Raw genomic sequence first — 25,753 nt, forward strand, 5'->3', positions numbered from 1 at the left:
TCAATCTTGAGGCGGCGCTCATCGAGCTTACCGCGTTCATTGCTGGTTTGAGCGGGCGACGACCGCGCCGACGGCTGTCATCATCGATCCCGAACCCGACTTCGTCACCATGACGAAGGAGGACGAGGCGCGGATTCGTGGCGCAGCATGAGCGCCGAAAAGCCACGGGTCCGCGTGAAAGCGCCGTCGCGACGCACGGTGACAGCACAGGTGAGCAGCGCCGGTATCGTCAAAGCTTATGATCTCGTCCAGAGGATTGATGAGGCAAGCGAGAGGGGAGACCTCTTGGGAACCTTGATGCCGAATGGGAAGAGCCTCGCGAAGTGCACCGGCAACGAGTGCGCTGAATTCGGTGCCTGGCTTAAGCTGTCGGTCATCGAGTAAGTCAGATCGCTGCGCGGTAAGACCTACGCATACGGCCGAACAACCCATGAGAAGGGCGCGGATCACGCCGCGCCCCTTTTAGGTCGCACCATCACTTAGTCGTCGTCTGCATGATCGGGGAGGATTTCGGACGAGAGCCCTGCTGTATTGATATCCTCTATGGCAGAAAGCGCTTTTCTCGCAACTTGCTCATCGATGCCGTCATCATGAATCATCGTGCTGAAATAGTCCTGCAACAAATCATAGCGGCCGGCATTATCTGCCTCGTTCCAATCGTGATCAGAGCAACCGGCTGACATTGGGTGGACAGCTAAAGCCGGATTCTGCGGCATTGTTGTAACGACGACTTTTCCTTTGTTGGCCTGTCCCTCGTAAAGTTCGTTATTTGGAGTCCAGACTATTAACGCGTCTTTGGCTAACATTATTCTCTCCCTGTTAATATGCTTTAAACTGTAGTTTACACGCCATCAGGCTGGCACGTTCTATCCGTTACAGCGGCCGAGCGACCATCTTAGTCCTCAGCGCCTTCGTCCTCACCTTCTTCATCATCCGACGAAGTGTCACCTTCGATGATGGCGTCAATGGTTTCGCGTGTGCTGGCCGACTTGCGTCGTCGGCCTTCGACCAAAACTATGTCTGGAGTTTTCCTCCCCGCAGCGACCTCTACCGCCTGATGGGCCCTGATCACAATTCCTCGGGGCTGGGCAACTTGGCTATGAACCCAGGCGCCTTGAAAGCCTCAAGGTTGCCCGCCATCAATTCTCTGAATCGATACAGGTTTAATGGGTCGGCATCTGGATCGTATGAATCGCTGGCTCCCAGCATTGCCTCGAAGACAGCGCGGAAATTCTGAATGGACTGCAGGGCAGCACTCCGTAGAGCGTGCTTCTTCTCCGTCACGGTTGCGCGGGTAATATCGCCCATAAAGCCATTGAATGCTTTTCTGATGCGTTCATTCTCTAAGACTACTCGGGAGACATCTGACCAATCGGCGGCAAGTGGCAGATCGCGCAATATATCCCGTGGCACTAAGACAATCGGCATGGATCGATTTGACGGCCGCTCGGGAAGGGATCTTCCCTCGTAATCTCCGAATATGCTGCTCTTTATGCCATTGGCTTGGCAAAATCCTTCGGTTATTTCGCACAGACTCGGTAAAATCGCATGCGTCGCTAGGTCACTGATCGTGTCGGGGCCGACTCCCTCTTCAAACGTTCCCATAAGCGATATAATTTCGGGATCGTCTTCTCCAAGTAACACGATCTCTTTGGTAGTGGACAATATCTGATCGATGATCTCTTGCGGTCTTGAGCTTCCACTAAATCCGGCTCCGCCATATCCTAAAGATGTTTCGGAGCGCTCGCGTAAGCTAAGCAATCCAGAGGCCGCTCGCCACGCAACGTCATTACAGGTTCTACTTACGGTCACAAGCCTAACTACTTTCGAAAGATGATCTCGTAGAAGGGTGTGTCCAGTCGTTCTTATGATATCATTTTTGCTGCCGGCGATAAGTAATGGGTCAATGAACAGCTTGCTGTCACAGTTTAACAGGGGATCGAACAAGCCGCTGCTTTGCAACGCAGCCGGTGCGACTTGAAAATGCGTAGAAAATAGAACCGGGCTAATTAATGTTGCCATAGTCTGATCCCCCCCGATCTCTCTCTTTTAAGGGGACATGCGCAACATAGCAATTTCGAACAGCTGTCGACTTTGTTTAGATGATCACCCGCGGACACGGTTTTAAAAAAGCGTCCCCGATAACCCGTGTATCATCCACGCGGTTGTAACACTTGCAGAAATCCGGAGTCGGCTATGGGTCTGTTTTAATTACACAAAAGGTCTCTGGCTGGGGCGCCAGGATTCGAACCTGGGATTGTCGGTACCAAAAACCGATGCCTTACCACTTGGCTACGCCCCAACAGTTGCAACATGCTCGCTGCGCGCGGCCTTATAGGACGAGCCGACGGAAAGCTCAATGCCGAGAATGGCAAGTGCGAGGAACTGATCCACCGGTTCGCATATCGTCGTCTGCTGTCGGGCGATGGCATCTATTCACCGCAAACGGCGATTTCGTTGCCGGCCGGATCGACGAAATGGAACCGCCTGCCGCCGGGGAATGAGAAGATCGGCTTGACGATCGTGCCGCCGGCATTTTCGACGGCGCCCAGCGTTTTGAGTTCTCCGGTCAGTCATATGGCGTTACCCATGTTCCTGTTTTGCTCTCTTCAATTGGCCGCCAAGCCGCAAGTCTTTTTGTCATCGCTCTGTCTTAATCGATTGTAGAAGCCGGCTGGCTTGCCGACGGCTTGCCTTTCGCACTGCAGCATCATATCGCTCGTGCAGGGACACGGCGGAACTTCGGCTTCGTCAATCTTTTCAATCTCCTGCAACCGGAGAGCAAGCATGACCAAATGGGTCTACACCTTTGGCGACGGCGCTGCAGAAGGCCGTGCCGGCGACAGGAACCTGCTGGGCGGCAAAGGCGCCAATCTGGCCGAAATGTGCAGCCTGGGCCTGCCGGTGCCGCCGGGGTTCACCATCACCACCGAGGTCTGTAACGCCTACTACGCCAACGGCCGCACCTACCCGGCCTCGCTAGAGGCGGACGTCGCGGTTGCGCTTGACCACATCGGCCGGCTGACCGGGCGCCGTTTCGGCGATCCCTCAAAACTGCTTTTGGTGTCGGTGCGTTCCGGTGCCCGCGCTTCGATGCCCGGCATGATGGACACCGTGCTCAATCTCGGCCTGAACGACGAGACGGTCGAGGCACTGGCCGCCGATTCAGGCGACGCCCGCTTTGCCTATGACAGCTACCGGCGTTTCATCCAGATGTATTCCGATGTCGTCATGGGCCTCGACCATGAGGTGTTCGAGGAAATCCTCGAAGACCAGAAGGGCGGGCTCGGCCATGAACTCGATACCGAACTGAGCGCCATCGAATGGCAGGGCGTGATCGCGCTCTACAAGGCCAAGGTCGAGGAGGAACTCGGCAAACCGTTTCCGCAAGATCCGAACGAGCAGCTCTGGGGTGCGATCGGCGCCGTGTTTTCGAGCTGGATGAACAACCGCGCCATCACCTACCGGCGCCTGCACGACATTCCCGAAAGCTGGGGCACCGCGGTCAACGTCCAGGCCATGGTCTTCGGCAATATGGGCGAGACCTCGGCCACCGGCGTCGCCTTCACCCGCAATCCGTCGACCGGCGAAAAGATGCTCTATGGCGAGTTCCTGGTGAATGCGCAGGGCGAGGATGTCGTCGCCGGCATCCGCACGCCGCAAAACATCACCGAGGCGGCGCGCATTGCTGCCGGCTCCGACAAGCCGTCGCTGCAGAAGCTGATGCCGGAAGCGTTCCAGTCTTTTGTCACCATCTCCGACCGTCTGGAAAAGCACTACCGCGACATGCAGGATCTCGAATTCACCATCGAGCGCGGCAAATTGTGGATGCTGCAGACGAGGTCCGGCAAGCGCACCGCCAAGGCGGCGCTCAAAATCGCCGTCGAAATGGCGCGCGACAAGCTCATTTCAAAGGAGGAGGCCGTCGCCCGCATCGATCCGGCCTCGCTCGACCAGTTGCTGCATCCGACCATCGATCCGAAGGCGGCACGCGATGTCATCGGCATCGGTCTGCCCGCATCTCCGGGTGCAGCCACCGGCGAGATCGTCTTTTCCTCCAACGATGCCGAGGAGCTCAAGACGCAAGGCCGCAAGGCGATCCTCGTGCGCATCGAGACCAGTCCCGAGGACATCCACGGCATGCATGCGGCGGAAGGCATCCTGACCACGCGTGGCGGCATGACCAGCCACGCGGCGGTGGTGGCGCGCGGCATGGGCAAGCCCTGTGTGTCGGGCGCCGGCTCGCTGCGCGTCGACTACAGGGCCGGCACCCTGATGGCGATGGGATCGACGTTCCGCAAGGGTGATATCATCACCATCGACGGCGGCAACGGCCAGGTGCTGAAAGGCGCCGTGCCAATGCTGCAGCCGGAGCTCTCGGGCGATTTCGCCGCCATCATGGAATGGGCCGATGCCGTGCGCCGCATGAAGGTGCGCACCAACGCCGAGACGCCGCTCGACGCGCGCATGGCGCGTTCCTTCGGCGCCGAAGGCATCGGGCTTTGCCGCACCGAGCACATGTTCTTCGAGGGCGACCGCATCGTTGCCATGCGCGAGATGATCCTGGCCGACACGGAAAAGGGCCGGCGGACGGCGCTCGCAAAACTCTTGCCCATGCAGCGCTCGGATTTCCTCGAATTGTTCGAGATCATGGCCGGCCTGCCGGTGACGATCCGCTTGCTCGATCCGCCGCTGCACGAATTCCTGCCCAAGACCGAGGAAGAGGTGGCCGAAGTCGCCGCCGCCATGAACGTGTCGCCCGACAAGCTCAGGCAGCGCACCGAAGCCCTGCACGAATTCAACCCGATGCTTGGCCATCGCGGCTGCCGGCTTGCGGTTTCCTATCCCGAAATCGCCGAGATGCAGGCGCGCGCCATTTTCGAGGCCGCCGTCGAAGCCGGCAGGAAGGCCGGCGCGCTGGTGGTCCCGGAAATCATGGTGCCGCTGGTCGGTCTGGTGAAGGAGCTCGACTACGTCAAGCTGCGGATCGATGCCGTCGCCAGGAGCGTGATGGAGGAAACCGGCGTCAAGATCACCTATCTTACCGGCACGATGATCGAACTGCCGCGCGCCGCGATCCGCGCCCAGGTCATCGCCGAGGCGGCCGAATTCTTCTCTTTCGGCACCAACGATCTGACCCAGACCACTTTTGGCATCTCACGCGACGATGCGGCCTCGTTCCTGGAGACCTATCGCCAGAAGGGCATCATCGAGCAGGATCCGTTCGTGTCGCTCGACATCGAGGGCGTCGGCGAACTGGTGCGGATGGCGGCCGAAAAAGGCAGGGCAACGCGGCCGGACATCAAGCTCGGCATTTGCGGCGAACATGGCGGCGATCCGGCGTCGATCCATTTCTGCGAGGAAATCGGCCTCGACTACGTGTCGTGCTCGCCCTACCGCGTGCCGATCGCCAGGCTGGCTGCCGCGCAGGCGGCGGTGCAGGCTGCTAAGAACGGTCGCGGGTAAGGCGCCGACGTCGGCCATGGCCGTGCAAGCGTTTGATCGGCGGGACAGGCCACGAGCCGTCCCTGCTCAGGCTGGCCCGGTTCAGGCTGGTTTGGCTTCGACCGTCACCTTGTTGGGATAGAACGCGCCGTGATCGCGGATTTCGATCATCTCGTCGAAAGGCCGCTCATAGGCCCACATCGCATCCTTGCCTGCTTCCGCGGCAGGCAGCACGCTCCAATAGCTCGCATCGCCCTTGAACGGGCAATGAGTCGACGAGTCCGTCTTGCGAAGCTGGTCGAAATCGATGTCTTCGAATGGAATGTAGAGGATCCCGGGGTAGGGAGGTTCGGTCAACAGCTTGGCCCTCCTGGACGAGGCAATGACCGCGTCGCCGACGCGTACGGTCACAGTTCCGCTGTACGGCTCGATGGTAATGACTTTATCCGGGTTGCGTTGAAAGCCGGGTGACGGATTGGCGATCTGGTCCATGACGGTTCTCCTTGCACGACCTAAAATGTGTAGGGCGTGCCCGCTGTGCAAGGCCGCTGTCGAATGCCGGCTCCATCGCCTTTTGGCGTTGTCCGGATCTCTCGTCAAACGATGACCGATCAGGGGCCGATGACCGATCAGGGGCCGATGACCGATCAGGGCTGATGACCGATCAGGCGGCAGCCTGAAAGGCGTCCATCAGCCCGGCATAGGCGGCGGCGATACCGGCGACAGGATTGGTGCTTCGCGACGCGGTTTCGACCTTGAGCGCACCACCGCCGGTCGGCAAGGTAAGAAGCAGGAACTGGCGGTTGCCGCCATCGCCGACGCAAGCCGCGGCGACGTGCTGGCTTTCGCCTTCGTTCTGAACGCACATCTTGAACAGCAGCGTGCCGCCGACCGCCTCAAGGGCGCCGCCGACGACTTCGACGAATTCGTCCTCGGAAACGGTTTTGGCGTCCGGCACCAAATCGGCCAGGCTTTCGGCAAGCGAATCTTCGAGAGCTTTGTCGTCGAGCTGCGCGTCCATGCGAACCTCTTTCATTCGCCAATCACACCCCTACCATTAATCAAAGTTAATGTCGACAATGGCCGGATTGTGGCGGTTTTCCCTGCCTTTTCGAACAATGGGCTGCTTCTGCCCGGTCATGGCTGGACAATCCGCTTGTTCGTCCCACAATGGAGCGAAAACCAGTGGGGGAACGAAAACCAATGGGAGGAGAAGAATGCTCGGACTGATGCAGGAATGGCCGCTGCTTTGCCACAAGCTCATCGACAACGCAGCCAGGCAGCACGGCGAACGCGAGATTGTATCGCGCTCGATCGAGGGCCCGATCGTCCGGACCACTTACGTCGAAATTCATCGCCGTGCCTTGCGGGTCGCTGAGCGGCTCGAGCGTGATGGCTTTGGGCTTGGCGACCGCATCGCCACATTGGCCTGGAACACGGCGCGCCACATCGAAGCCTGGTACGGCATCATGGGTGTCGGCGCGATCTATCACACGCTTAATCCGCGCCTGTTTCCCGAGCAGATCGCCTGGATCATGAACAATGCCGAGGACAAGGCGATCTTCGTCGATCTGACATTCATGCCGCTGCTTGAAAAGATCGCCGGCGCGGTCAAATCGCTCAGAAAGGTGATCGTGCTGACCGACAAGGCGCACATGCCGCAGACGGCGCCGCCGAATGCTGTTGCCTATGAGGAATGGCTTGACGAAGCCGACGGCGCCTTCACCTGGAAGACGTTCGATGAAAACACCGCCGCCGGCATGTGCTACACCTCGGGCACGACAGGCGATCCGAAAGGCGTCCTCTACAGCCATCGCTCGAACGTGCTGCACGCCATGATTGCGGCGATGCCCGATGCGATGGGCCTCTCCTCGCGCGACACCATACTGCCGGTTGTGCCGATGTTCCACGCCAACGCCTGGGGCCTCGGCCAGAGCGGCCCGATGATCGGCGCCAAGCTGGTCATGCCTGGCTGCAAGATGGACGGCGCCTCGATCTACGAGTTGCTCGACACCGAAAAGGTGACGTTCAGCGCCGCCGTGCCGACAGTGTGGTTGATGCTGCTGCAGTACCTGGAGGAGACCGGCAAGAAACTTCCCTATCTGAACAAGGTCGTTATCGGCGGCTCATCCTGCCCGCGTGCGATCACGGCAAAGTTCCAGGGCAACTACGATGTCGAGGTCATCCATGCATGGGGCATGACCGAAATGTCGCCGCTCGGCACGCTGTGCACCATGAAGCCGGGCTATGCCGGGCTTGAGGGCGAAGCCCGGCTCGACGTCCAGGGCAAGCAGGGTTTTCCGCCTTTCGGCGTCGAAATGAAGGTCACCGACGACGACAACAAGGAACTGCCTTGGGACGGCAGGACATTCGGGCGCCTGAAAGTCCGCGGACCGGCCGTCGCGCGTGCCTATTATGGCGGCATCGGATCCGAACAGTTCGATGAAGAAGGCTGGTTCGATACCGGTGATGTCGCCCATATCGACCCTGGCGGCTACATGCAGATCACCGATCGCGCCAAGGACGTCATCAAGTCGGGCGGCGAATGGATCTCGACCATCGAGCTCGAGAATCTCGCGATCGGTCATCCTGATGTGGCGGAGGCGGCCGCCATCGGCATCCAACATTCGAAATGGGGCGAACGGCCGTTGCTTGTCGTGGTCCGCAAGCCTGGCCGCGAGCCGACCAAGACGGATATCCTCGCCTTCATGGACGGCAAGGTGGCGAAGTGGTGGATGCCGGATGACGTCGCCTTCGTCGGCGAGATTCCCCACACCGCTACCGGCAAGATCCAGAAGACAACCTTGCGCCGGCAGTTCAGGGACTATCGCCTGCCGACGGACTGACTGACATGACGTCCTTTGCCTACAAGCCGCCGCTGAACGGCTTAAGCGCCGGTCCGGGGTGAAGCAGTGCTGAAAATGATGAAAACTCCCGAGCGACAGACGTCGAGGGCGGCCGGCTGGTCGCGGCGGACAGGCGCTTTTTCGGCGGTCCTGCTGCTGACCGTTCTTGTCGGCCACCGCTATCGGCTTGTTGAAACGCCGGCTTTCCTTTGGGTGCTCGGCATTGTCGCGCTGCTTGCCGCCTTGGCGCTGTTGTTCGCCGGCCTTGCCTTTTCGAGAATTTGGAATTTCGGCGACCGTGGCGGTCGCGATCTCAGCGTCGGCGCGGTGCTGGCATTGCTGGTGCTTGTTCCTTTTGGCATTGCCGCCTATTGGGCAGCGACTTCTCCACCGCTCAGGGACATCTCGACGGATTTCGACGATCCGCCGGTGCTCGACGCCAGCACCCGGACCGCGGATATGAACGCGCTGTCGCCGCCGACCCCGGGCGAGCGGCGCCTGCAGGCCGAGACCTATCCGCTTGTCACCAGTCGCAGCTATCAACTGCCTTTCGATCGGGCCCTGGAAGCCGTCGCAACCGTGCTCGATCGGCGGGACTGGCAGCTAACGGCGCCGTTTCCGCGTGCGATCGGGCAAAGCGAGGTGACGATCAACGCCCTGGCCAGGAGCTTCATCCTCAGCCTTCCCGCCGACGTTGCCATCCGTGTGACCGACGATGGCGATGCGGTCCTCGTCGACATGCGTTCGGCCTCGCGTTACGGCCGCTACGACCTTGGCGACAATTCGGCCCGCATCGTGGATTTCCTGGCCGAGCTGGATCAGGAAGTCGCCGGCCAGGTCGGTACGGCCCCGGCCGAGTGACGTCCAGAGCATTTTTACAGCCAAAGCGGAATCGCTTTGACGCCACAGAAATGCGGCCGATACAATCAGTGGTTGAGTATGCGAACAGGCTATTCGGCCGGCTCGAATTCACCCTTGAGCAAAATTGTCTCTACCGGCCCAAGCGGATTGATGATCCGGCTCTCCAGGACTTCGACAAGCTTGCGTCCGACAGCCGCCATATCGACGGAATGAACTTCGATCTTTGCCGGCAGGAAGCGTGCCAGCCGTGTGCTGTCACGCGTGACGATGTGGACGTCGCTGCCCGGCGCAAGACCTCTTTTGCCAAGAGCGTGCAGCGCCCCCAGCAGGCCCAGTTCGTTGGCGCATGCCAAGCCTGTCGGCGGATCTGAGCAAGCCAGCAAGCGATCGAACCAGGCTGCGCTCGATTCCATGGTGAACATGCCATGACCGATCAGCGATTGGTCGATCGGAATACCGGCCTCGGCCATTGCCCTTGCATAGCCGGAAAGACGCATGGCACTTCCGTGATCCTCAGGAACCAGAAGTTGCAATGCAATGCGTCGACAGCCCTTGTCCATGAGCCGTCGCGTTGCCTCGTAGGCAATCTGTTCATTGTCGACATCGACATAAGGATACGCGGTATCCAGGTCGGTTCTTCCAAACGCGACGAATGGCATGCGTTGATCCAGCAGCAGTTTTACGCGCGGATCACCCGACACCAGGCGTGTGATGATCAGTCCGTCCGTGCTGCGCGCCTGAAGCTGCCGCTGCACGCTCTCGACGGGATCGTCGTCGGGCGTGGTGGAATAGATGGACAGACTATAACCGGCTTTTCGCGCCGCCAGCGTCATGCCTTCGATCAAAGGCAGCTTCAACAGATCGGACAGATGATCTCGGGTCTCCATCGGCAGTACTGCCGTCAGCGTCAGCGTTCGACCGGTCTTGAGCGCACGACCATGATGATTTGGCATATAGCCGACCCGCTTGGCCGCCTCCTTGACGCGGGCAATGGTCGAGGGCTGCACTTCCGGCCCATCCTTCAGAGCGCGGGACACCGTGGTCACCGAGAGGGAAAGTTCCGCCGCGATCTGCTTTAGATTGGCCATTGTTCGCCCGACTTCATTTGCGAAAGCGCCGGCTGACTTGCTGACCGCCATAACGTTACCGGATTCGACATCCCGGTCAATCCGAACGCCCGTCGCAAGCAGCTTGACTCCTGCGTGTTCTGATGCAATCGTAACGTTACGATTACGAATAAATGGCCATTTCAGGCAATATTTGATGACGTTCGGGAGGAGAACCTATGTCCTGGCTGCGCATTTCCTTAACAGCATTCGCGATCTCGGCTGCCGTGCCCGTCCATGCGCAAACACTCACCATCACGACCGCAGGCGGCGATTATGGCAACGCCATGAAAGAGGCCATGTGGGGCCCTGCTGCAAAAGAGCTTGGCTATGATGTCCGCGAGGAGACCCTGAGCGACGGCCTGGCCGCCTTGAAGATGCAGGTCACCTCGGGGGCAATTGCGACCGACATTATCCACCTCGGCTCGCCGGAAGGCGCCCAGGCCGCCGCTCAATCGCTGCTCGAGCCCCTCGACTACAAGATCATCGATGCCAAATCCGTGCCGGAGGGTGCCGCATCCGACTACTGCTATCCGTTCGATTCCTATGGCACCGTCCTGTCGTGGAACACCAAGACCTATGGCGACAACCCGCCGAAGACCTGGGCCGAGTTCTGGGACGTGGCCAAATTCCCGGGCCGCCGCGCGTTGCGCGCCAATGCGCAGGACTCGATCGAGATCGCGCTTCTCTCCGATGGCGTGGCGCCGGCGGACGTCTATGCCGTGCTCAGCACGCCGGAAGGGCTGGAGCGCGCCATCAAGCGGCTTGAAGCGATCAAACCGGATGTCGCCGTGTGGTGGACCTCGGGAGCCCAGTCCGCGCAGCTGCTGAAGGACGGTGAGGCGGATCTGGTCGTTACCTGGAACGGACGGGCAGAGACCGTGAAAAAAGATGGCGGCGCGGCTGACTACACGTTCAAGGGTTCGGTCATCGGCACGGACTGCCTCGGGGTGCCGAAGGGAGCGCCGAACAAGGAAGCCGCCATGAAGCTCATCGCAGCGATCACGCAGCCCGCGCGTGTTGCGAAGCTGACCGATTTCATCGCCTATGGCCCGGTCAATCCTGCGGCCTATGAGGGTGGCCTGATTCCCGAGGACCGTCTGAAGACGCTTGCGACCGCGCCTGAAAATGCCGGCACTTCGGTGTTTTCAAATTCACAATGGTGGGTCAAGAACGGCGAGGCTGCCCAACAGGCCTTCGATGAGATGATGGCCCGCTGAGCCTCGGCTGACAAGGCTGGAGCAGATGATGAAGTCGCTCCCGATCACCATCGACAGCGTCAGCAAGGCTTACGGGTCCTACGTCGCGCTGGATGATGTCTCGCTCGACATTCAAGCTGGCGAGTTCCTCACGCTGCTGGGGCCATCGGGATCGGGCAAGACCACGCTGCTCATGGCTCTGGCCGGTTTTGTCCGGCCGGATGCCGGCAGGCTGTTGTTGGGCGATCGCGACATCACCCGCCTGGCGCCCAACAAACGCGACATCGGCATCGTCTTCCAGAATTACGCCTTGTTTCCCCACATGAATGTCCTGGCGAATGTCTCGTATCCGCTGGCGCTGCGCAAGACGCCGAGAGCGGAGGCGCGTCAGCGGGCGCTTGCCACCCTGGCCCGCGTGAAGCTGGATGGCCTGGCGGAGCGCAATATCGCCGCGCTGTCCGGCGGCCAGCGTCAGCGGGTGGCGTTGGCGCGGGCTATCGTCTTCGAACCGCGCGTAATGCTGATGGACGAGCCGCTGTCGGCGCTCGACAAGAATCTGCGCGAAACCATGCAGTACGAGATCCGGCGTCTGCACGATGACCTGGGCATCACCACAATCTATGTGACCCACGACCAGCGCGAAGCGCTGATCATGTCCGACCGGATTGCGGTGATGAATTCCGGCCGCATCCAGCAGATCGATACGCCGCAGCGGATCTATGATCGTCCGTCGACCCGCTTCGTCGCCGAGTTCATGGGCGAGGCCAACATCGTGCCGCCGGGCTCGGTGCGCAGGATCGACGGCGCCGAAGCGGCGCGCGAGACCCTGATGATTCGCGCCGAAAGCTTCCATCTTGATGCGAAGCTCGTCGGTGCAGACGCAGTGGCTCTCGAAGGAACGCTGCGCGCCAAGGCGTTCCGCGGCGAGAACTGGCTTTTGACGCTGGCGCTCGACGGTGGCCAGGAGGTCCTTGTCTGCATTCCGGCAGCGCTGGCCGGCGGCTGCGCCGAGCTTGCCGCCGGTCAGCGGATGATCGCCTATGCACCAGCAGCGAAGGTTCACGCCATACCGGGAGCGCTGGCGTGACCGTCACCGTGGATCCTGCGCTGCTGGCGGATGCGCGCCGCGAGCGGCGGTTTTTTCTTTCGCTTTCGCTGCCGGCGCTGTTCATCGTTGGATTGGCGGCGATATTGCCCATCCTTTGGATCATCCGGCAATCTTTTTTGACCACAGGCGGTGAGTACACTGTCGGCAACTACGCCAAAGTGCTTTCGAGCGGACTGACATGGTCGGCGCTCGTCACCACCCTTGAACTGTCCCTCGGCACGCTGGCGATCTGCATTCTTCTGGGCACGCCGCTGGCACTCGCCTTGGCCAGCGCCAGGCCAAGGGTGGCCAATGTGCTGATGGCCTTCGTCATGCTGCCGTTGTGGACCGCTATCCTGGTGCGCACCTATGGCTGGCTCGTGCTGTTGCGGCGCGATGGCCTGGTCAACGCGGCTTTGACTGGTTCTGGCCTGACGGCGGAGCCTTTTCCGCTGGTCTATAATTTTACCGGAACGCTGATCGGCATGGTTCACTACATGCTGCCGATCTTTCTGCTGCCGGTTTATGCCGCGATGCGCGATATCGACCCAAACCTCGTTCGCGCGGCAGCGAGCATGGGCGCCACGCTCGGGCAGGTCATCCGCACCGTCATCATGCCGCTTTCGGCCGGCGGCATCTTCTCGGGTTCGGTCATCGTGCTCATCTATTCCATCGGTTTCTTCATCACGCCGGCGGTGCTTGGCGGCGGCAAGGTAAATCCTCTCTCTACCCGGATCGAGCGTGCGCTATCGACCTTTCAGGACTGGGGGTCGGCGAGCGTCCTGGGCATTCTGCTCCTCGTTCTCATGGCGCTGGTCGGTGTGATGCTGCTGGCGGCACGCCGCCTGCTGGCCCAGAACGCAGTGGCAGCCTCCCATGCTTGAGGCCTATCCGCAAAACCGGCTCTTCCGCATTGTCCTGTGGAGCTTTGCTGCTCTTGTCATGGCATTTCTGATGTTGCCGACGCTCGTGGTGGTGCCGCTTTCGTTTTCGGCGTCCAATCTCCTCGAGTTTCCGCCGCACGCCTACTCGTTGCGCTGGTACGAGAATTTTTTCGGCTCGGCGACGTGGATGGCAGCACTCAGGACGAGCCTGATCCTCGGGACATTGACGGCGCTGATCGCGGTGCCTTTTGCGCTGCTCGCCTGCATCTCGATGAATCGGCTGGGCGGCAAGACCGCAGCGTCCATCCAGGGCGTTCTGCTCACCCCCTCGGTCACCCCGGGAATCCTGCTGGCGATCGGCCTGTTCTTTGTGCTGGCGGCGCAACGCCTGGTCGGAACGCTGTTCGGTGTGCTGGTCGGACATGTGGTGCTCGCCGTTCCGGTGGCGTGCATCGTGTTGTTGCCCGCCCTGGCTCGCTTCGACTGGAACCAGGTTCAGGCGGCGCGCAGCCTCGGCGCGGACTGGGCCAGGGCAATTGGCGGAATAATCGTTCCGCAACTTCGGCTCAGCCTGCTGTCGGCGACATTGATGGCCTTCCTGACGTCGCTCGACGAGTCGGTGATTTCGATCTTCGTGGCAAGTGGTCGCAACAGCACGATGCCGAAGCTCATGTTCATCTCGCTGCGCGATCAGATCGATCCGACCATTGCGGCGATCTCGACGTTGTGGACCGCCATTGTTGTGGTCGTCGTCGTGATCGTCGCCCTTCGCCAAAAATCCTGACCGAGCCAAAAATCCTCACCGAGCCAATATCCTGATCAAGATGGGAAGCATGCCCCAAAATCATCACGCGGCCGGTGCTCCGGCGGACCGATCGACCGACATACCTCAGCTAGGCTTGGCGATCATCACCGGGTCGGCAAACTGGGGGCTTGCCTTCCCGGAAGACGTCGGCTTCGAGGGCGTGCGCACGCTGCGGCGCGACATGAGTTTTGAAACGCCTTTCGGTCGTTCCGACAACTGGAAGTTGCTCGAGTTCGATGCCTCGATTTCAGCCGAAGGCAGAGCAAAGCGGGCGTTGTGCATGTATTCGCATGGCAATCCCCGCGACCATATCGACCATTCCTGCCATCGCCGCGCGTTCTGGGTGTTGATGCAAGCGGGGGTGCGGCAGGTCCTCGCCTGCTCGACCGTTGGCGCCGTCAACAAGGCGATCCAGCCCGGCGACATGGTGGTGCCCGCCGATATCATCGAACTGACGCAGACCCCGTTTTCACTGCTTCCGGACCGCCAGAGTTTCGACTGTTCGGGCAAGCAGATCGTATGCCCAAGATGCGCGGCGGTTCTGGCCGAGACGGCCCGCCGCCATTGGCCATCCCGCGTTCATGGCATCGAACAGCAACTGGTGGCTGCCCATTGTTATGGGCCGCGGCTGACAACCCCGGCCGAAGCCTTGGCCTATCGCGGCATGGGGGCGGACGTGCTTAACCATTCCATCGCCCCTGAGGCGACCCTGGCGCGCGAGATCGGCGCCTGCTTCGTGCCCTGTGCGTTCGTCACGGCGGGTTTTAACGACTATATGGACCGCAACCGCCAGAAATTGCTGCAGGAGGACGTGCTGCCCAATCTGTCCATGACAGCCTCGCTTGTCGCGCTGGAGACCGCCGCGCGACTTCCGGCCAATTCGCAATGCTCTTGCCAAGGTCTGAAGTCGCCTCAACCTGAAGAGCGTTCCAGCCGGTTCTGAGCCTGAGGAGGGCAGTTCTGGCGGGAGCTTAGCCAGGCAGGCTGAAAATGCCGTCGATGTCCGGGTCGCCGTCGGTGCTCACCAGGCCGCGCGCCACCAGGTCCTCGAGATGGGCAAGCACCGACAGCCCGGCCGCGCCGTGCAGGCGCGGATCGGTATCCCGATAGATCGCCGCGACCATCTCCTTGATCGTCCGGTCGCCGCTTCTGATCCGCTCCAGGATCGCTTGCTCGCGCATCCTGCGATGCGACTTCAGCTCGCGCATGAAGCTGCGCGGCGCTGTCACCGACCCGCCATGGCCGGGCAGCAGCAGGCGGTCGTCGCGCTCGATCAGTCGATCCAGCGAGGCCATATAGTCGGCCATGGCGCCGTCCGGCGGCGCAACGATGGAGGTCGCCCAGGCCATGACATGATCGGCCGAGAACAGGATACCGCTTCCCTCCAGCGCAAAGGCTGCATGATTGGCGGCATGGCCCGGCGTCAGCACCGTTCTGATCGCCCAACCGTCGCCTTCGACCACCATATCGTCGGCAAGCGCGGCATCCGGATTGAAGGCGGTGTCGGCGCTGGCGTCGAGCGGATTGATTTCGCCTGTGCGCAGCCGCCTTGCCGGCCGATGCGGGCCCTCGGCCAGGACAATCGCACCGGTGTGCTGCTTCAGCCGCGCTGCCAGCGGGGAATGGTCGCGATGCGTGTGGCTGACGAAAATATGGCTGACCGGCCTGTCTGCGATCACCGCGAGCAATGTCTTGAGATGCGCCTCGTCATCCGGCCCCGGATCGATCACCGCCAGCGTCTCGCGCCCGACGATGTAGCTGTTGGTGCCGTAGAATGTGAACGGGCCGGGATTTTTCGCGGTGATCCGAAGCACGTCGGGCGCAACGGTCACGCCCTGGCCGTAGGCCGGGTCGAAGTCGGTGTCGAATTTCAGCGCCATGGCAGTTCAGCCCTGTTCCAGAGGCGGCAAAACCGATGTCGCCAAAACCGATTGCCGCATAACACGGAAGCCAATATAGGAAAACGCAAGGCCGCGATCTGCGGCAATCCGCAATGAGGAAGACCATGGCAATTGCAACGACGCCGCTTGTTTCTCTCGCTCTGCCTGAAAAGGGTGCGGCCCGCCTGGCGACGCAGCTTTTGCTGGCGATCGTTGGAACGCTGCTGCTGACCTTGTCGGCCAAGACCAGGGTTTTGCTCGGGCCGGTCGACATCTCGATGCAGACCCTGGCCGTGTTCCTGATATCAGCTGCGTTCGGCATGCGCCTCGGCGTCGCCACGCTGCTTCTCTACATGGCGGAGGGCGCCATCGGCTTGCCGGTTTTCCAGGGCACGCCGGAAAAGGGCATCGGCATTGCCTACATGCTCGGCTCGACCGGCGGCTATCTCTTCGGCTTCGTCGTCATGGCGGCGATCGTTGGCTGGGCCGCCGATCGCGGCTGGGACCGCCATCCGGTCAAGCTCTTCAACGCGATGCTGGTTGCCGAAATCGTCATGATGGCGATGGGCTTTGCCTGGCTGGCGCTGCTCATCGGCCCGGAAAAGTCATGGCAGTTCGGCGTCGTGCCGTTCATCGTCGGCGACCTGATCAAGGTCGGCCTGGCGGCGAGCCTTGTGCCCGCCGTCTGGTCGCTGCTCAGGCGCCCCTGAACCTTGGTCGATAGATCGGGCGCGGCACTGATCGAGTCCACGCAACCACAGATCGTGGAATGGTCCCGTTTCAGCGAACGGCCTGCCGCGAGTTCTCGTCAAAGCAGGCCGCCGCCAAGCGGTCGGTAACGCTTTGCTAACGATACCGTCACACTATGTTCAAATCGGCCGATTAAGGACCAGAAGAGCCGGCGGTTGGTCGCGAGTCAGCGTAACCAGGCAGCTACATATCGACGCAATTGCTCGATACAGCTGCTGGATAGCTAATAAAGAAAGCGGCGCGATGACTATTAGGCGCAGCTAAAGTAGTGGACAATTAACAGGATTCGACCAACCGCATCGATTCTCGCGACATGGTTGCTTGCTGGTATCTTCGCACTGTCGTAACGCTTGCCCCGACCGTGCCAGGAGTGCCGAGAAGGATACTTGTGATCACCCCGGAAAAATCAACTGTTAAGGCAGCGTCGCAGCGGCCCGCGGTCGGCGCCGCAGCGCGCTGGTATGCCGCCAGCGTTTTTCCGGGAAAAGAAGACGTCGCCGAACGGCATCTCCGGCTGCAGGGGTTTCACCCGTTTATCCCTCGCTGCGAGAAGACAATTCGTCATGCCCGGCGAATCGAGACGCGACCGGCGGTCTATTTTCCAGGTTACATGTTCATCGCCCTCGATGTGGCGCTGCAGCGGTGGCGCTCGGTCAATGGAACGTTCGGTGTGCGCTCCCTCATCATGCAGGGCGAGCGGCCATTGCCGGTCCCGTCGGGGCTGGTGGAGCGGTTCATTGCCCTGACAGGCAAGGACGGCTTGCTTGATTTCAGTGGAGGCCTTACTGCAGGCGCCTCGGTTCGGATTCTCTCAGGTCCTTTCGCGGAGATGATCGGTCGCCTTGACCGGCTCGATCCAGCCGGAAGGGCCCGGGTCCTGGTTGCCATCATGAATGGCGAGATCCCTGTTGACATGGATTCAAGGGAACTCGTCGCGATCGCATAATTGACGCTCGGTTATGCGATGCAAGCTGCTGCAAAGTCGGCTCTCGGGTTCACCCAGGAGTGCGGTAGCCATTGTGGTTGGCCTAGACCGGTTCGGCGCCAGCGCGTTGCGGGAAGGCTTGGAACTGACGTATAACTACCTAGCCGAAGTGACGCTCCGACTTTCATGAGTTGGCGTATTCATAGGGGCGACGATCTCAGCAACACACGCTCCCGGTGACATAGCCCGAGCCGAGCGTTCCTCAACAACCCGAGCAGACCACAAGCGGACGGAGAATTCTGTTGTCACAACGAAAAGCATTGGTCACCGGCATCACCGGACAGGACAGCGCCTACTTGGCGGAATTGCTGCTTGAAAAAGGCTACGAGGTTCACGGCATAAAGCGCCGCTGGAGGCGTAGCACCGGCGCCTCCACGAGGAGCACAACCGGATCGCCGCACAGTGAGACAGGGCTGAGGCGGTGAGGATTTCAGTCCTGACGGTTTGTAGGAACGCTGCCACGACGATCCGGTATACGCTTGACAGTTTCTTTGCCCAGGACCACGAGGACAAGGAAATGGTCGTCATCGACGGTGCATCCACCGACGAGACGCTTTCGATTGTCCGAGCCTATCCGCAGGACCGCTTAGTGGTTTGCAGCGAGCCGGACAAGGGCATGTACGACGCTCTGAATAAGGCGTTGCGTCTTTACAGCGGCGACGCTTTCGGTGTGCTGAATTCAGACGATGCCTATCATGATCCAACAGTCTTGACGCGAATCGCAAGAACACTAAACAGCGCAGAGATGGTTCACGGCCATCTGGATTTTGTCCGCAGCCACGAGGAGAAGGCCGTCATCCGTCGCTGGCGCGCGGCCTCCCGTCCCTCGAGGGGTTTCCGGACCGGGTGGGCGCCTGCGCATCCAACTTTTTATGTCCGACGGGAGGTGGCAGAGACGGTCGGACTGTTCGATCTCTCCCTGGCGATCGCTTCCGACTATGACTGGATGCTGAGGGCGGTGGAGAAAACCGAATTCCGCCTCGCGACGATCGATCACGTTATGGTCGACATGCTTCCCGGCGGGAAAAGCACGTCGGGGTTGCGGTCGCATATCGCACACGGATTTGAGTCGCTGAGATCAAGAAGGCAATGGCTTGGCAGTCCGCGCATTGATTACGCATTGTTCGCGAAGCCCGCGCGCAAGATTGGACAGTTTTTCTCTTGGTAACCAATAGGCAAAAAAATGACTTTTTACACTTGTTACACTTGCAGCTCTCACCACGAAAAGCCGCGCAGCGGCTTGGAATCGAAATAAGACCGACAAGCTTGCGCACGCGATTCGATCTCCGAATAAATACTTAATCAACACGAAGAGTCCTGACTGCATCCCTGGACATCGGTGCCAATGTCGGTCAATTTGCACGTAGTGTATTTCAACTGGGCTACACTGGGCGATCTTGTCGTCTCGAACCTCTGCCGGACGCCCTTGACTTCATCGTTCGTAGCCCTCGCAGCGTGTTGCCTATCAGATTTGCGGAGGTGCTTGGTCTCACTATGCCGCTGTCGCGAGATTACAATCATGAACAGTCCCTTGGCAGTTCTGAGGTCTCCAAGGTCATTGCGCCCACAGTGGTAGATGCCGAGATATTTAGGCGGTTTCGGTGTTCACCCTATCGCCTCTTCCCTTCCCTATTGCAGTTGCGAGGATAATTCGCAGGTCGAGCAGCAGTGCCTGAAGGGCAACATACCGCTGATCCCATCTAGCAAGCTTCTCGGGATCGGTCATGTCGATGTTATTGATCTGTGCCAGTCCGGTAATGCCAGGCTTGATATTAAGAACCCCTCGACGTTTCCTCGCTTCGATCAGTTCGGTCTGTACCGGCAAACAGGGGCGTGGGCCGACCAGGCTGGCCTCGTTTCGAATGATGTTCCAGATTTGGGGCAATTCATCCAGCTTGGTTCTCCGCAGGACACCGCCCAGTGAGGTGATTGATGAGGCAGAAACTTCATGAGTTCCGGCTTGCGTCGTTCCCAACTTCATAGTCCGGAATTTGTAGCACGTGAAACTGCGCCCATGGAGGCCTACGCGTTCCTGGGCAAAGATTGCCGGGCCTTCCGACTGGATTCTGATCAACACGCTGATAATGAGAAACACCCACCAGAACAGCACGCCCACCCCGAGAGCGAATGAGAGATCCAGCGTACGTTTGCAGACCGTGAAGAAGAGGTTCTGCTCCTGGGTGTCGGACAGAATAATCTCTGATTCCCTCTCGGCTGTCGCCACGCCTACGATGTATTTCGCGACCGTTTCAACGTTAACGGCAGGTTTCAGGCTTTGTAGAAGCATGAATAACATACGGGCAAGACTGTCGGGCAGACGATTCATGATACTGAGTCTACCACTCCACTGCTTGGAGTAGACGAAGGGCAAATATACCGTGGTAATCGTGATCCCTTCCTCGAGCCTCAGACATTCCACGCCGACCCGCTTGCTGTAGGCGTACTTGCTCGTGTTCGATGGATCAAGCGCGTGGACCGACGAGACATTTATGAAGTGCGGGATGCTGGCTTGTCGCGCGGCAGCCACGGTGTCGACCATGAGTTCCACGTTGACCGCTATGAATTCAGCCTTACTCGCTAATGCTGTATTGTTCAGCACGGCCAAATGAACAAGGGTATCGTAACCAATTCCCCGAACGGGGAGTTCATCATAGGTGCAGGTCGATGCCTCCGGGAACATTTGTTCAAGTCGAGCCGGATCTCTTCCAATAAGGAGCAGTTCAGCTCCGCGTTCTTTAAGTAGAGGTACTAGGTGCCGGCCTACGAAGCCAGAGGCTCCTGTTATCGCTACTCGCATTGATCACCTATTGGCTGAACGAAGGCCAGTTGGTTAGTCCGCGGCATTTGGAAGGTTCTCCTGTGTGATCTTTTCGCGAAAGAGCTTCCGATTGACGCAAGCGTCTTTCTATGTGAGGCGAAAATCCGGAGCTACCCGCTTGCGCCCTGCGGTCTGCGGAAGGGCACCTCAAGGATACGTTTTTTGCGTACCTTTCTATCTGGAGTTTTGATGATTTCAAGTCTTGAAACTATGCTGGACCGGCCGCACGCATGGGTCAACGGCCTTACTCGCTCCCAGAAGAAGTTCATTCTGGCTTCCGTTGATGCGCTGCTGGTCGCCTTCTCCCTCTGGGCGTCTGTCGCGATAAGGCTCGGATCGGTGTGGCCCCTATTTGTCTGGAACACGGGATGGTGGCTTTTGCTTGCGCTTCCGTTGGTAGGGATTGGAATATTCTATTCGCTCGGTCTCTATCGGGTAGTGATGAGATCGATGGGGAGGCATGGCGCATTGTGCATCCTGCAGGGAACCATATTGCTTTCTCTTGTTTTAACCTCTTTTGGCTATTTCGACACCCGATTGTCCATACCTCGCTCCACGCCCATTATTTTCGCGCTCGTCCTCGGTTGCTCTCTGATCGCGGTTCGAATGATCGGCCGGAGCTACTATCGATGGCTGAACGAGCGGGGCACTGAAAGACGACCGGTGCTGATCTACGGGGCAGGTCAAAGTGGCCTGCAACTGGTTTCTGCACTGGATGCAGCTAAGGAATTCAGGCCCGTGGCCTTTCTGGATGATGAGCCTAGCCTGGCCGGCAGCTCCCTTGCAGGTCGGCGGGTTCATTCTCCGGCAGATCTTGACGCGCTGCTCGCGCGGTTCGGCGTCAGCGACGTTCTTCTGGCACTGCCGTCGATATCAAGGGCGAGGCGGAAGGAAATCGTGGAATTCCTGTCCCAGCGCCCTGTGCAGGTCCAGACGATTCCCTCAATGGCGGAACTCGTATCCGGCATCGAGTCGATCGACAAGCTGCGTAATGTCGGTGTGGAGGAACTGCTCGGTCGCGATACTGTTGATCCGGACCTCGATCTGTTCACATCCGTCCGTGGCCGCACCGTCATGGTGACGGGGGCCGGCGGATCGATCGGCTCCGAACTTTGTCGACAAATCGTTGCTGCCGACCCTAGGTGCCTCGTGCTCTACGAGATGTCGGAATTCGGCCTCTACTCCATCGAGCACGAACTTTCCCAATTGGCACCCCGCGGCGTCTACCTGCACGCCGTTCTAGGATCCGTCCGCGATGAGCCAAGACTTGAGCAAACGATAAGACGGCATGGTGTGGAAACAATTTTCCATGCGGCCGCATACAAGCACGTGCCCCTGGTAGAGGCTAATCCCTTTGAGGGCATCCGCAACAACACCTTCGGAACTGAGTGTGTGGCGAGGGTTGCCGCGCGCTGTGGCGTAGGCCGGGCAATTCTCGTCTCGACCGACAAGGCCGTGCGCCCCACCAACGTCATGGGGGCTTCTAAACGGCTGGCCGAACGTGTCTTTCAGAAGGCCCAACAGCGATGCAAGACCACTGTCTTCAGCATGGTTCGGTTCGGCAACGTCATGGGCTCATCGGGTTCCGTCATTCCGCTCTTCCAGAAGCAGATCGCGGCGGGTGGCCCCGTGACCGTCACCCATCCTGAAGTTATACGCTACTTCATGACCATTCCGGAGGCGGCACAACTCGTGATTCAGGCCGGCAGCATGGCCCACGGCGGTGACGTCTTCCTGCTCGACATGGGACCGCCTGTTTCGATCCTCGATCTTGCGAAGCGCATGATACATTTGTCAGGACTGGATGTGAAGGACGACGCAAATCCCTATGGTGATATCGAAATAGTCTTCAGCGGCCTGAGGCCCGGTGAGAAGCTTTTCGAAGAGCTTCTTGTGGATGGCACAGCACTTCCCACGGCACATCCCAAGATCATGAGATCCCTTGATTCACTGGCCCACAGCGGGGGCGAGATCGATGACGCCCTGTTCGAACTGCGCTCGGCGGTCGAGGACGCCGACATGGATGCGACCATCGGGCTGTTGCACCGGTTGGTCGAGGGCTATTCAACCGAGATGACATCCGGCTTGGGACCGGAAACGGAACTTGCCAGGATGATGAGGGGCGGCGCTAACTTAGTATGACGCTAGTATAGAGATGCTGGGGTGCAGCCGCTGGATGTGCCATGAGCAAGTGCAAGCAGCGCAAAACACCCTAGATTGGCGGATCAACCGGGCAGCGTTCACGCTTGGCCCACGACAGTGTCGCCGTGCCGCATAGTCTCGGCAACGAATACGCCACCGAGACTATGCGGCGGCGCTCGTTGCTTCGTTTGAAAATGCCAGAGGTGACACCCCATGACCGAGCGGATCGTCAGTTTTGTCATAGCGGCGGCGCCAGCACGCGAAGCTTTGCCTCCCACACATCGGGCACAATCTGGAAGCGCTGCGGGCACGGCGCCGCTGGCTCGGTCCTGGATCTCGTCGCCAAGCTGCGAAAGCGACAATTTGTCCCGCATTCGTTAACGAAATTGCACAATATGAAAACCTACAGAGACATGACTGGCGCCACGACGGCAGTTGAAATTGGGTTCTACAAGGGCGTCACGACAAAACGAATGTCTCAGCTATTTGAGAAAGTGATCTCAGTCGAAATAGACGAAGCACTGATCGGCAACCACGGCGCGGAATGATCCTGTTTCAGCGGCGGCTCGTCGGACTCGTCAAAGCAGGGCGGTCGGCATCTGCTATGCAACGCTTTGCTAACGATACCGTCACACTATGGTCAAGACTAAGGACTAGTGACCACAACAGCCGGCGATTCGTCGCGAGCCAGTGTAACCGATCGGCTACACATCGGCGCATTCGTTCGATACCGCGGGTTGGTGGCTAAAAAGTAATGCGGCTCGATGACTTGTTAGGCATAGCTAATGTTAATGGACAAATAGCAGGTTTTTTTTGGACGAACCGCCTTGATTCCCGCGACATAGCTGCTCGCCGGTATCGTTGCGCTGTCGCAACCCTTGACATCGACCATGCCGAAGACCGCCGAGAGCGAGACGCGTGATTAGCCCGAAAAAAACAACTGTTAAGGCGACTTCATCGTTGCAACGGCCCGCGGTCGGCGCCGCAGTACGCTGGTATGCCGCAAGCGTTTTTCCGGGAAAGGAAGACGTCGCCGAACGGCATCTGCGGCTGCAGGGGTTTCACCCGTTTGTGCCTCGCTGCGAGAAGACCATTCGTCATGCCCGGCGCATCGAGACGCGACCAGCAGCCTATTTTCCAGGTTACATGTTCATCGCTCTCGATGTCGCGCTGCAGCGGTGGCGCTCGATCAACGGAACGTTCGGCGTGCGCTCCCTCATCATGCAGGGCGAGCGGCCATTGCCGGTCCCCTCGGGGCTGGTGGAGCGGTTCATGGCCCTGACCGGCAAGGACGGCTTGCTTGATTTCAGCGGAGGCCTTACTGCAGGCGCCTCGGTGCGGATTCTCTCGGGTCCTTTCGCGGAGATGATCGGTCGTCTTGACCGGCTCGATCCTGCTGGAAGGGCCCGGGTTCTGGTTGCCATCATGAGTGGCGAGGTCCCTGTTGACATGGATTCAAGGGAACTCGTCGCGATTGCATAGCCGTCACCATCAAGGCGGCGCCGTGATGTAAATTGTTGTGGTATCCGCTCTCGGGATTCACCCTGGAGTGCGGTAGCCGTCGGTTGGTAAGACTTGCGTCTCTGCGAGATCGCCTCATCCGCGCTGATTGGGAGTACGCGGCATGCGAATAACAATGATTGGAGCCGGCTATGTTGGACTTGTCTCGGGCGCCTGTTTCGCCGACTTTGGCCATCAGGTCTGCTGCATTGATCGCGATCCAGAAAAGCTTGCCATGCTCAAGGGCGGCAAGATACCAATCTATGAGCCAGGGCTCGAGGAACTCGTCACGACCAACACTTTGCAAGGTCGCTTGCGTTTCGATGACAATCTGGCGGACGCGGTTTCTCAATCGGATGTCGTCTTCATCGCCGTGGGCACGCCATCGCGACGTGGCGACGGTTTTGCCGATCTATCCTTTGTTTATGACGCGGCGGCCGAAGTAGGCCGGGCGCTGAAGGGATTTACGGTCGTTGTGACGAAATCGACGGTGCCTGTTGGTACTGGTGACGAGGTCGAGCGAATTATCCGCGAGCAGAATCCAACGGCCGATTTTGCCGTGGTCTCCAATCCGGAATTTCTTCGCGAGGGATCGGCGATCGAGGACTTCAAGCGACCTGATCGCATCATTGTCGGGACCGACGCCACAGGGGCCAAGGCCGTGATGAGCGAGGTCTACCGTCCGCTCTCGCTGAATGCCGCGCCGATTTTCTATACGAGCCGACGTACGGCGGAGCTTACCAAATATGCAGGGAATGCATTTCTGGCGATGAAGATCACCTTCATCAACGAAATTGCCGATCTCTGCGAGCGGTTGGGAGCCGATGTGCAGGACGTCGCGCGGGGCATCGGCATGGACAATCGCATCGGCGCAAAGTTTCTTCACGCGGGGCCGGGCTACGGCGGCTCCTGTTTCCCGAAAGATACGCTGGCGCTGGTCAAGACAGCGCAGGACGCGGCAAGTCCGATCCGGCTTATTGAAACGACGGTCTCGATAAACGACCAGCGTAAACGGGCGATGGCGCGCAAAGTGGTCGATGCCTGCGGGGGCTCGGTTCGCGGCAAGACCATTGGTGTCCTCGGCCTTACGTTCAAGCCAAACACCGACGATATGCGCGACGCCCCCTCATTAGCCATCATTCAGGCGCTGAAGGATGCGGGCGCTTCGATCAAGGCGTATGATCCGGTCGGCATGGAGCAGGCGCGCAAGTTGATCGAGGGCATTGAATTCGGGGACAGCGCCTACGCGGTAGCCGACGGCTCCCATGCGATAGTGATCGTCACCGAGTGGAATGCCTTTCGGTCATTGGATCTCAATCGGCTCCGTGCACTCATGGCGATGCCAGTGATGGTTGACCTTCGAAACGTCTACCGAGGTGAGGATGTCGTGAAGGAAGGCATAGCCTATTCGAGCGTTGGCCGAGAGCGGCATCTTATTAAGTGAG

The 25,753-nt window shown here is 59.6% G+C and carries 23 protein-coding genes, 1 tRNA gene and 2 pseudogenes; 17 read left to right on the forward strand and 9 right to left on the reverse strand.

Annotated elements, in window-relative coordinates:
* Window positions 1-147: 147 nt before the first annotated feature.
* Entirely contained in the window at window positions 148-384 is a 237-nt protein-coding gene (locus AC0L2R_RS07125; protein WP_473508248.1) for a hypothetical protein, read from the forward strand.
* Between the two features lie 95 nt (window positions 385-479).
* On the opposite strand, the gene AC0L2R_RS07130 is transcribed toward AC0L2R_RS07125, so the two are convergent.
* The 4 genes and pseudogenes from AC0L2R_RS07130 to AC0L2R_RS07145 all read right to left on the reverse strand — a co-directional run.
* Entirely contained in the window at window positions 480-806 is a 327-nt protein-coding gene (locus AC0L2R_RS07130) for a hypothetical protein (protein ID WP_473508249.1), read from the reverse strand.
* Window positions 807-1,068: 262 nt separating this feature from the next.
* Window positions 1,069-2,022, reverse strand: coding sequence for a hypothetical protein (locus AC0L2R_RS07135; RefSeq protein WP_473508250.1), 954 nt, complete (start codon window positions 2,020-2,022; stop codon window positions 1,069-1,071).
* Between the two features lie 205 nt (window positions 2,023-2,227).
* Window positions 2,228-2,302 (reverse strand) — tRNA-Gln (locus tag AC0L2R_RS07140).
* A gap of 130 nt (window positions 2,303-2,432) precedes the next feature.
* Window positions 2,433-2,558 (reverse strand): annotated as a pseudogene (locus AC0L2R_RS07145) (VOC family protein); the annotation flags it as partial.
* A 229-nt stretch (window positions 2,559-2,787) separates the two neighbouring features.
* Between AC0L2R_RS07145 and ppdK the strand changes: the two are divergent.
* The gene (ppdK, locus tag AC0L2R_RS07150; protein WP_473508251.1) at window positions 2,788-5,466 is read left to right on the forward strand and encodes a pyruvate, phosphate dikinase; all 2,679 of its coding nucleotides are present in this window, start codon (window positions 2,788-2,790) and stop codon (window positions 5,464-5,466) included.
* An 81-nt stretch (window positions 5,467-5,547) separates the two neighbouring features.
* Here ppdK and AC0L2R_RS07155 read toward each other — a convergent pair whose 3' ends face one another.
* Together AC0L2R_RS07155 and AC0L2R_RS07160 are read right to left on the reverse strand one after the other, a co-directional pair.
* The gene (locus tag AC0L2R_RS07155; protein WP_473508252.1) at window positions 5,548-5,937 is read right to left on the reverse strand and encodes a DUF427 domain-containing protein; all 390 of its coding nucleotides are present in this window, start codon (window positions 5,935-5,937) and stop codon (window positions 5,548-5,550) included.
* 172 nt (window positions 5,938-6,109) lie between these two features.
* Window positions 6,110-6,466, reverse strand: coding sequence for a hypothetical protein (locus tag AC0L2R_RS07160; RefSeq protein ID WP_023797902.1), 357 nt, complete (start codon window positions 6,464-6,466; stop codon window positions 6,110-6,112).
* A gap of 196 nt (window positions 6,467-6,662) precedes the next feature.
* On the opposite strand from AC0L2R_RS07160, the gene AC0L2R_RS07165 reads away from it, so the two are divergent.
* Both AC0L2R_RS07165 and AC0L2R_RS07170 read left to right on the forward strand, forming a co-directional pair.
* Window positions 6,663-8,291, forward strand: coding sequence for a fatty-acid--CoA ligase (locus AC0L2R_RS07165; protein WP_473508253.1), 1,629 nt, complete (start codon window positions 6,663-6,665; stop codon window positions 8,289-8,291).
* A gap of 75 nt (window positions 8,292-8,366) precedes the next feature.
* Window positions 8,367-9,152 (forward strand): DUF1499 domain-containing protein, encoded by a 786-nt coding sequence (locus AC0L2R_RS07170; protein WP_473508254.1) that lies wholly within the window; start codon window positions 8,367-8,369, stop codon window positions 9,150-9,152.
* A gap of 89 nt (window positions 9,153-9,241) precedes the next feature.
* On the opposite strand, the gene AC0L2R_RS07175 is transcribed toward AC0L2R_RS07170, so the two are convergent.
* Complete coding sequence (locus AC0L2R_RS07175) at window positions 9,242-10,291, reverse strand: LacI family DNA-binding transcriptional regulator (protein WP_473508255.1); 1,050 nt, start codon at window positions 10,289-10,291, stop codon at window positions 9,242-9,244.
* A gap of 146 nt (window positions 10,292-10,437) precedes the next feature.
* On the opposite strand from AC0L2R_RS07175, the gene AC0L2R_RS07180 reads away from it, so the two are divergent.
* Genes AC0L2R_RS07180 through AC0L2R_RS07200 form a run of 5 tightly spaced genes read left to right on the forward strand, consistent with a single transcriptional unit; the run spans window position 10,438 to window position 15,176 of the window.
* A complete protein-coding gene (locus AC0L2R_RS07180; RefSeq protein ID WP_473508256.1) occupies window positions 10,438-11,478 on the forward strand; it encodes an ABC transporter substrate-binding protein in 1,041 nt (346 codons plus the stop codon).
* 28 nt (window positions 11,479-11,506) lie between these two features.
* Window positions 11,507-12,544: an ABC transporter ATP-binding protein gene (locus AC0L2R_RS07185; RefSeq protein WP_473508257.1), complete on the forward strand. Its 1,038-nt coding sequence runs from the start codon at window positions 11,507-11,509 to the stop codon at window positions 12,542-12,544.
* Window positions 12,541-13,428 (forward strand): ABC transporter permease, encoded by an 888-nt coding sequence (locus AC0L2R_RS07190; protein ID WP_473508258.1) that lies wholly within the window; start codon window positions 12,541-12,543, stop codon window positions 13,426-13,428. Before AC0L2R_RS07185 ends, AC0L2R_RS07190 begins: the two co-directional genes overlap by 4 nt.
* Window positions 13,421-14,212: an ABC transporter permease gene (locus tag AC0L2R_RS07195; protein ID WP_473508259.1), complete on the forward strand. Its 792-nt coding sequence runs from the start codon at window positions 13,421-13,423 to the stop codon at window positions 14,210-14,212. Before AC0L2R_RS07190 ends, AC0L2R_RS07195 begins: the two co-directional genes overlap by 8 nt.
* Before the next feature lie 49 nt (window positions 14,213-14,261).
* Window positions 14,262-15,176, forward strand: coding sequence for a phosphorylase family protein (locus AC0L2R_RS07200; RefSeq protein WP_473508260.1), 915 nt, complete (start codon window positions 14,262-14,264; stop codon window positions 15,174-15,176).
* A gap of 28 nt (window positions 15,177-15,204) precedes the next feature.
* Here the strand turns inward: AC0L2R_RS07200 and AC0L2R_RS07205 are convergent, their stop codons facing one another.
* Window positions 15,205-16,113: an MBL fold metallo-hydrolase gene (locus AC0L2R_RS07205; protein WP_473508261.1), complete on the reverse strand. Its 909-nt coding sequence runs from the start codon at window positions 16,111-16,113 to the stop codon at window positions 15,205-15,207.
* A 125-nt stretch (window positions 16,114-16,238) separates the two neighbouring features.
* Between AC0L2R_RS07205 and AC0L2R_RS07210 the strand changes: the two genes are divergently transcribed.
* The 4 genes and pseudogenes from AC0L2R_RS07210 to AC0L2R_RS07225 all read left to right on the forward strand — a co-directional run bounded on the left by AC0L2R_RS07210 (window position 16,239) and on the right by AC0L2R_RS07225 (window position 19,016).
* Window positions 16,239-16,823 (forward strand): biotin transporter BioY, encoded by a 585-nt coding sequence (locus AC0L2R_RS07210; RefSeq protein ID WP_473508262.1) that lies wholly within the window; start codon window positions 16,239-16,241, stop codon window positions 16,821-16,823.
* A 428-nt stretch (window positions 16,824-17,251) separates the two neighbouring features.
* The gene (gene nusG / locus AC0L2R_RS07215) at window positions 17,252-17,809 is read left to right on the forward strand and encodes a transcription termination/antitermination protein NusG (RefSeq protein ID WP_473508263.1); all 558 of its coding nucleotides are present in this window, start codon (window positions 17,252-17,254) and stop codon (window positions 17,807-17,809) included.
* A 281-nt stretch (window positions 17,810-18,090) separates the two neighbouring features.
* Window positions 18,091-18,198, forward strand: a pseudogene (locus AC0L2R_RS07220) (GDP-mannose 4,6-dehydratase); the annotation flags it as partial.
* A gap of 71 nt (window positions 18,199-18,269) precedes the next feature.
* Complete coding sequence (locus AC0L2R_RS07225; protein WP_473508264.1) at window positions 18,270-19,016, forward strand: glycosyltransferase family 2 protein; 747 nt, start codon at window positions 18,270-18,272, stop codon at window positions 19,014-19,016.
* A 420-nt stretch (window positions 19,017-19,436) separates the two neighbouring features.
* On the opposite strand, the gene AC0L2R_RS07230 is transcribed toward AC0L2R_RS07225, so the two are convergent.
* The gene (locus AC0L2R_RS07230) at window positions 19,437-20,645 is read right to left on the reverse strand and encodes a sugar transferase (protein ID WP_473508265.1); all 1,209 of its coding nucleotides are present in this window, start codon (window positions 20,643-20,645) and stop codon (window positions 19,437-19,439) included.
* A gap of 210 nt (window positions 20,646-20,855) precedes the next feature.
* Here AC0L2R_RS07230 and AC0L2R_RS07235 point away from each other — a divergent pair, with 210 nt between their 5' ends.
* From AC0L2R_RS07235 to AC0L2R_RS07250, 4 genes are all read left to right on the forward strand, one after another.
* Window positions 20,856-22,808: a polysaccharide biosynthesis protein gene (locus AC0L2R_RS07235; protein WP_473508266.1), complete on the forward strand. Its 1,953-nt coding sequence runs from the start codon at window positions 20,856-20,858 to the stop codon at window positions 22,806-22,808.
* Between the two features lie 104 nt (window positions 22,809-22,912).
* Window positions 22,913-23,356 (forward strand): hypothetical protein, encoded by a 444-nt coding sequence (locus AC0L2R_RS07240; RefSeq protein WP_473508267.1) that lies wholly within the window; start codon window positions 22,913-22,915, stop codon window positions 23,354-23,356.
* A 370-nt stretch (window positions 23,357-23,726) separates the two neighbouring features.
* A complete protein-coding gene (gene nusG, locus AC0L2R_RS07245; RefSeq protein WP_473508268.1) occupies window positions 23,727-24,290 on the forward strand; it encodes a transcription termination/antitermination protein NusG in 564 nt (187 codons plus the stop codon).
* Window positions 24,291-24,432: 142 nt separating this feature from the next.
* On the forward strand, window positions 24,433-25,752 hold the full coding sequence (locus AC0L2R_RS07250) for a UDP-glucose dehydrogenase family protein (protein WP_473508269.1): 1,320 nt from the start codon (window positions 24,433-24,435) through the stop codon (window positions 25,750-25,752).
* Window position 25,753: the final 1 nt, after the last annotated feature.

The organism is Mesorhizobium sp. WSM4820, assembly GCF_055811075.1.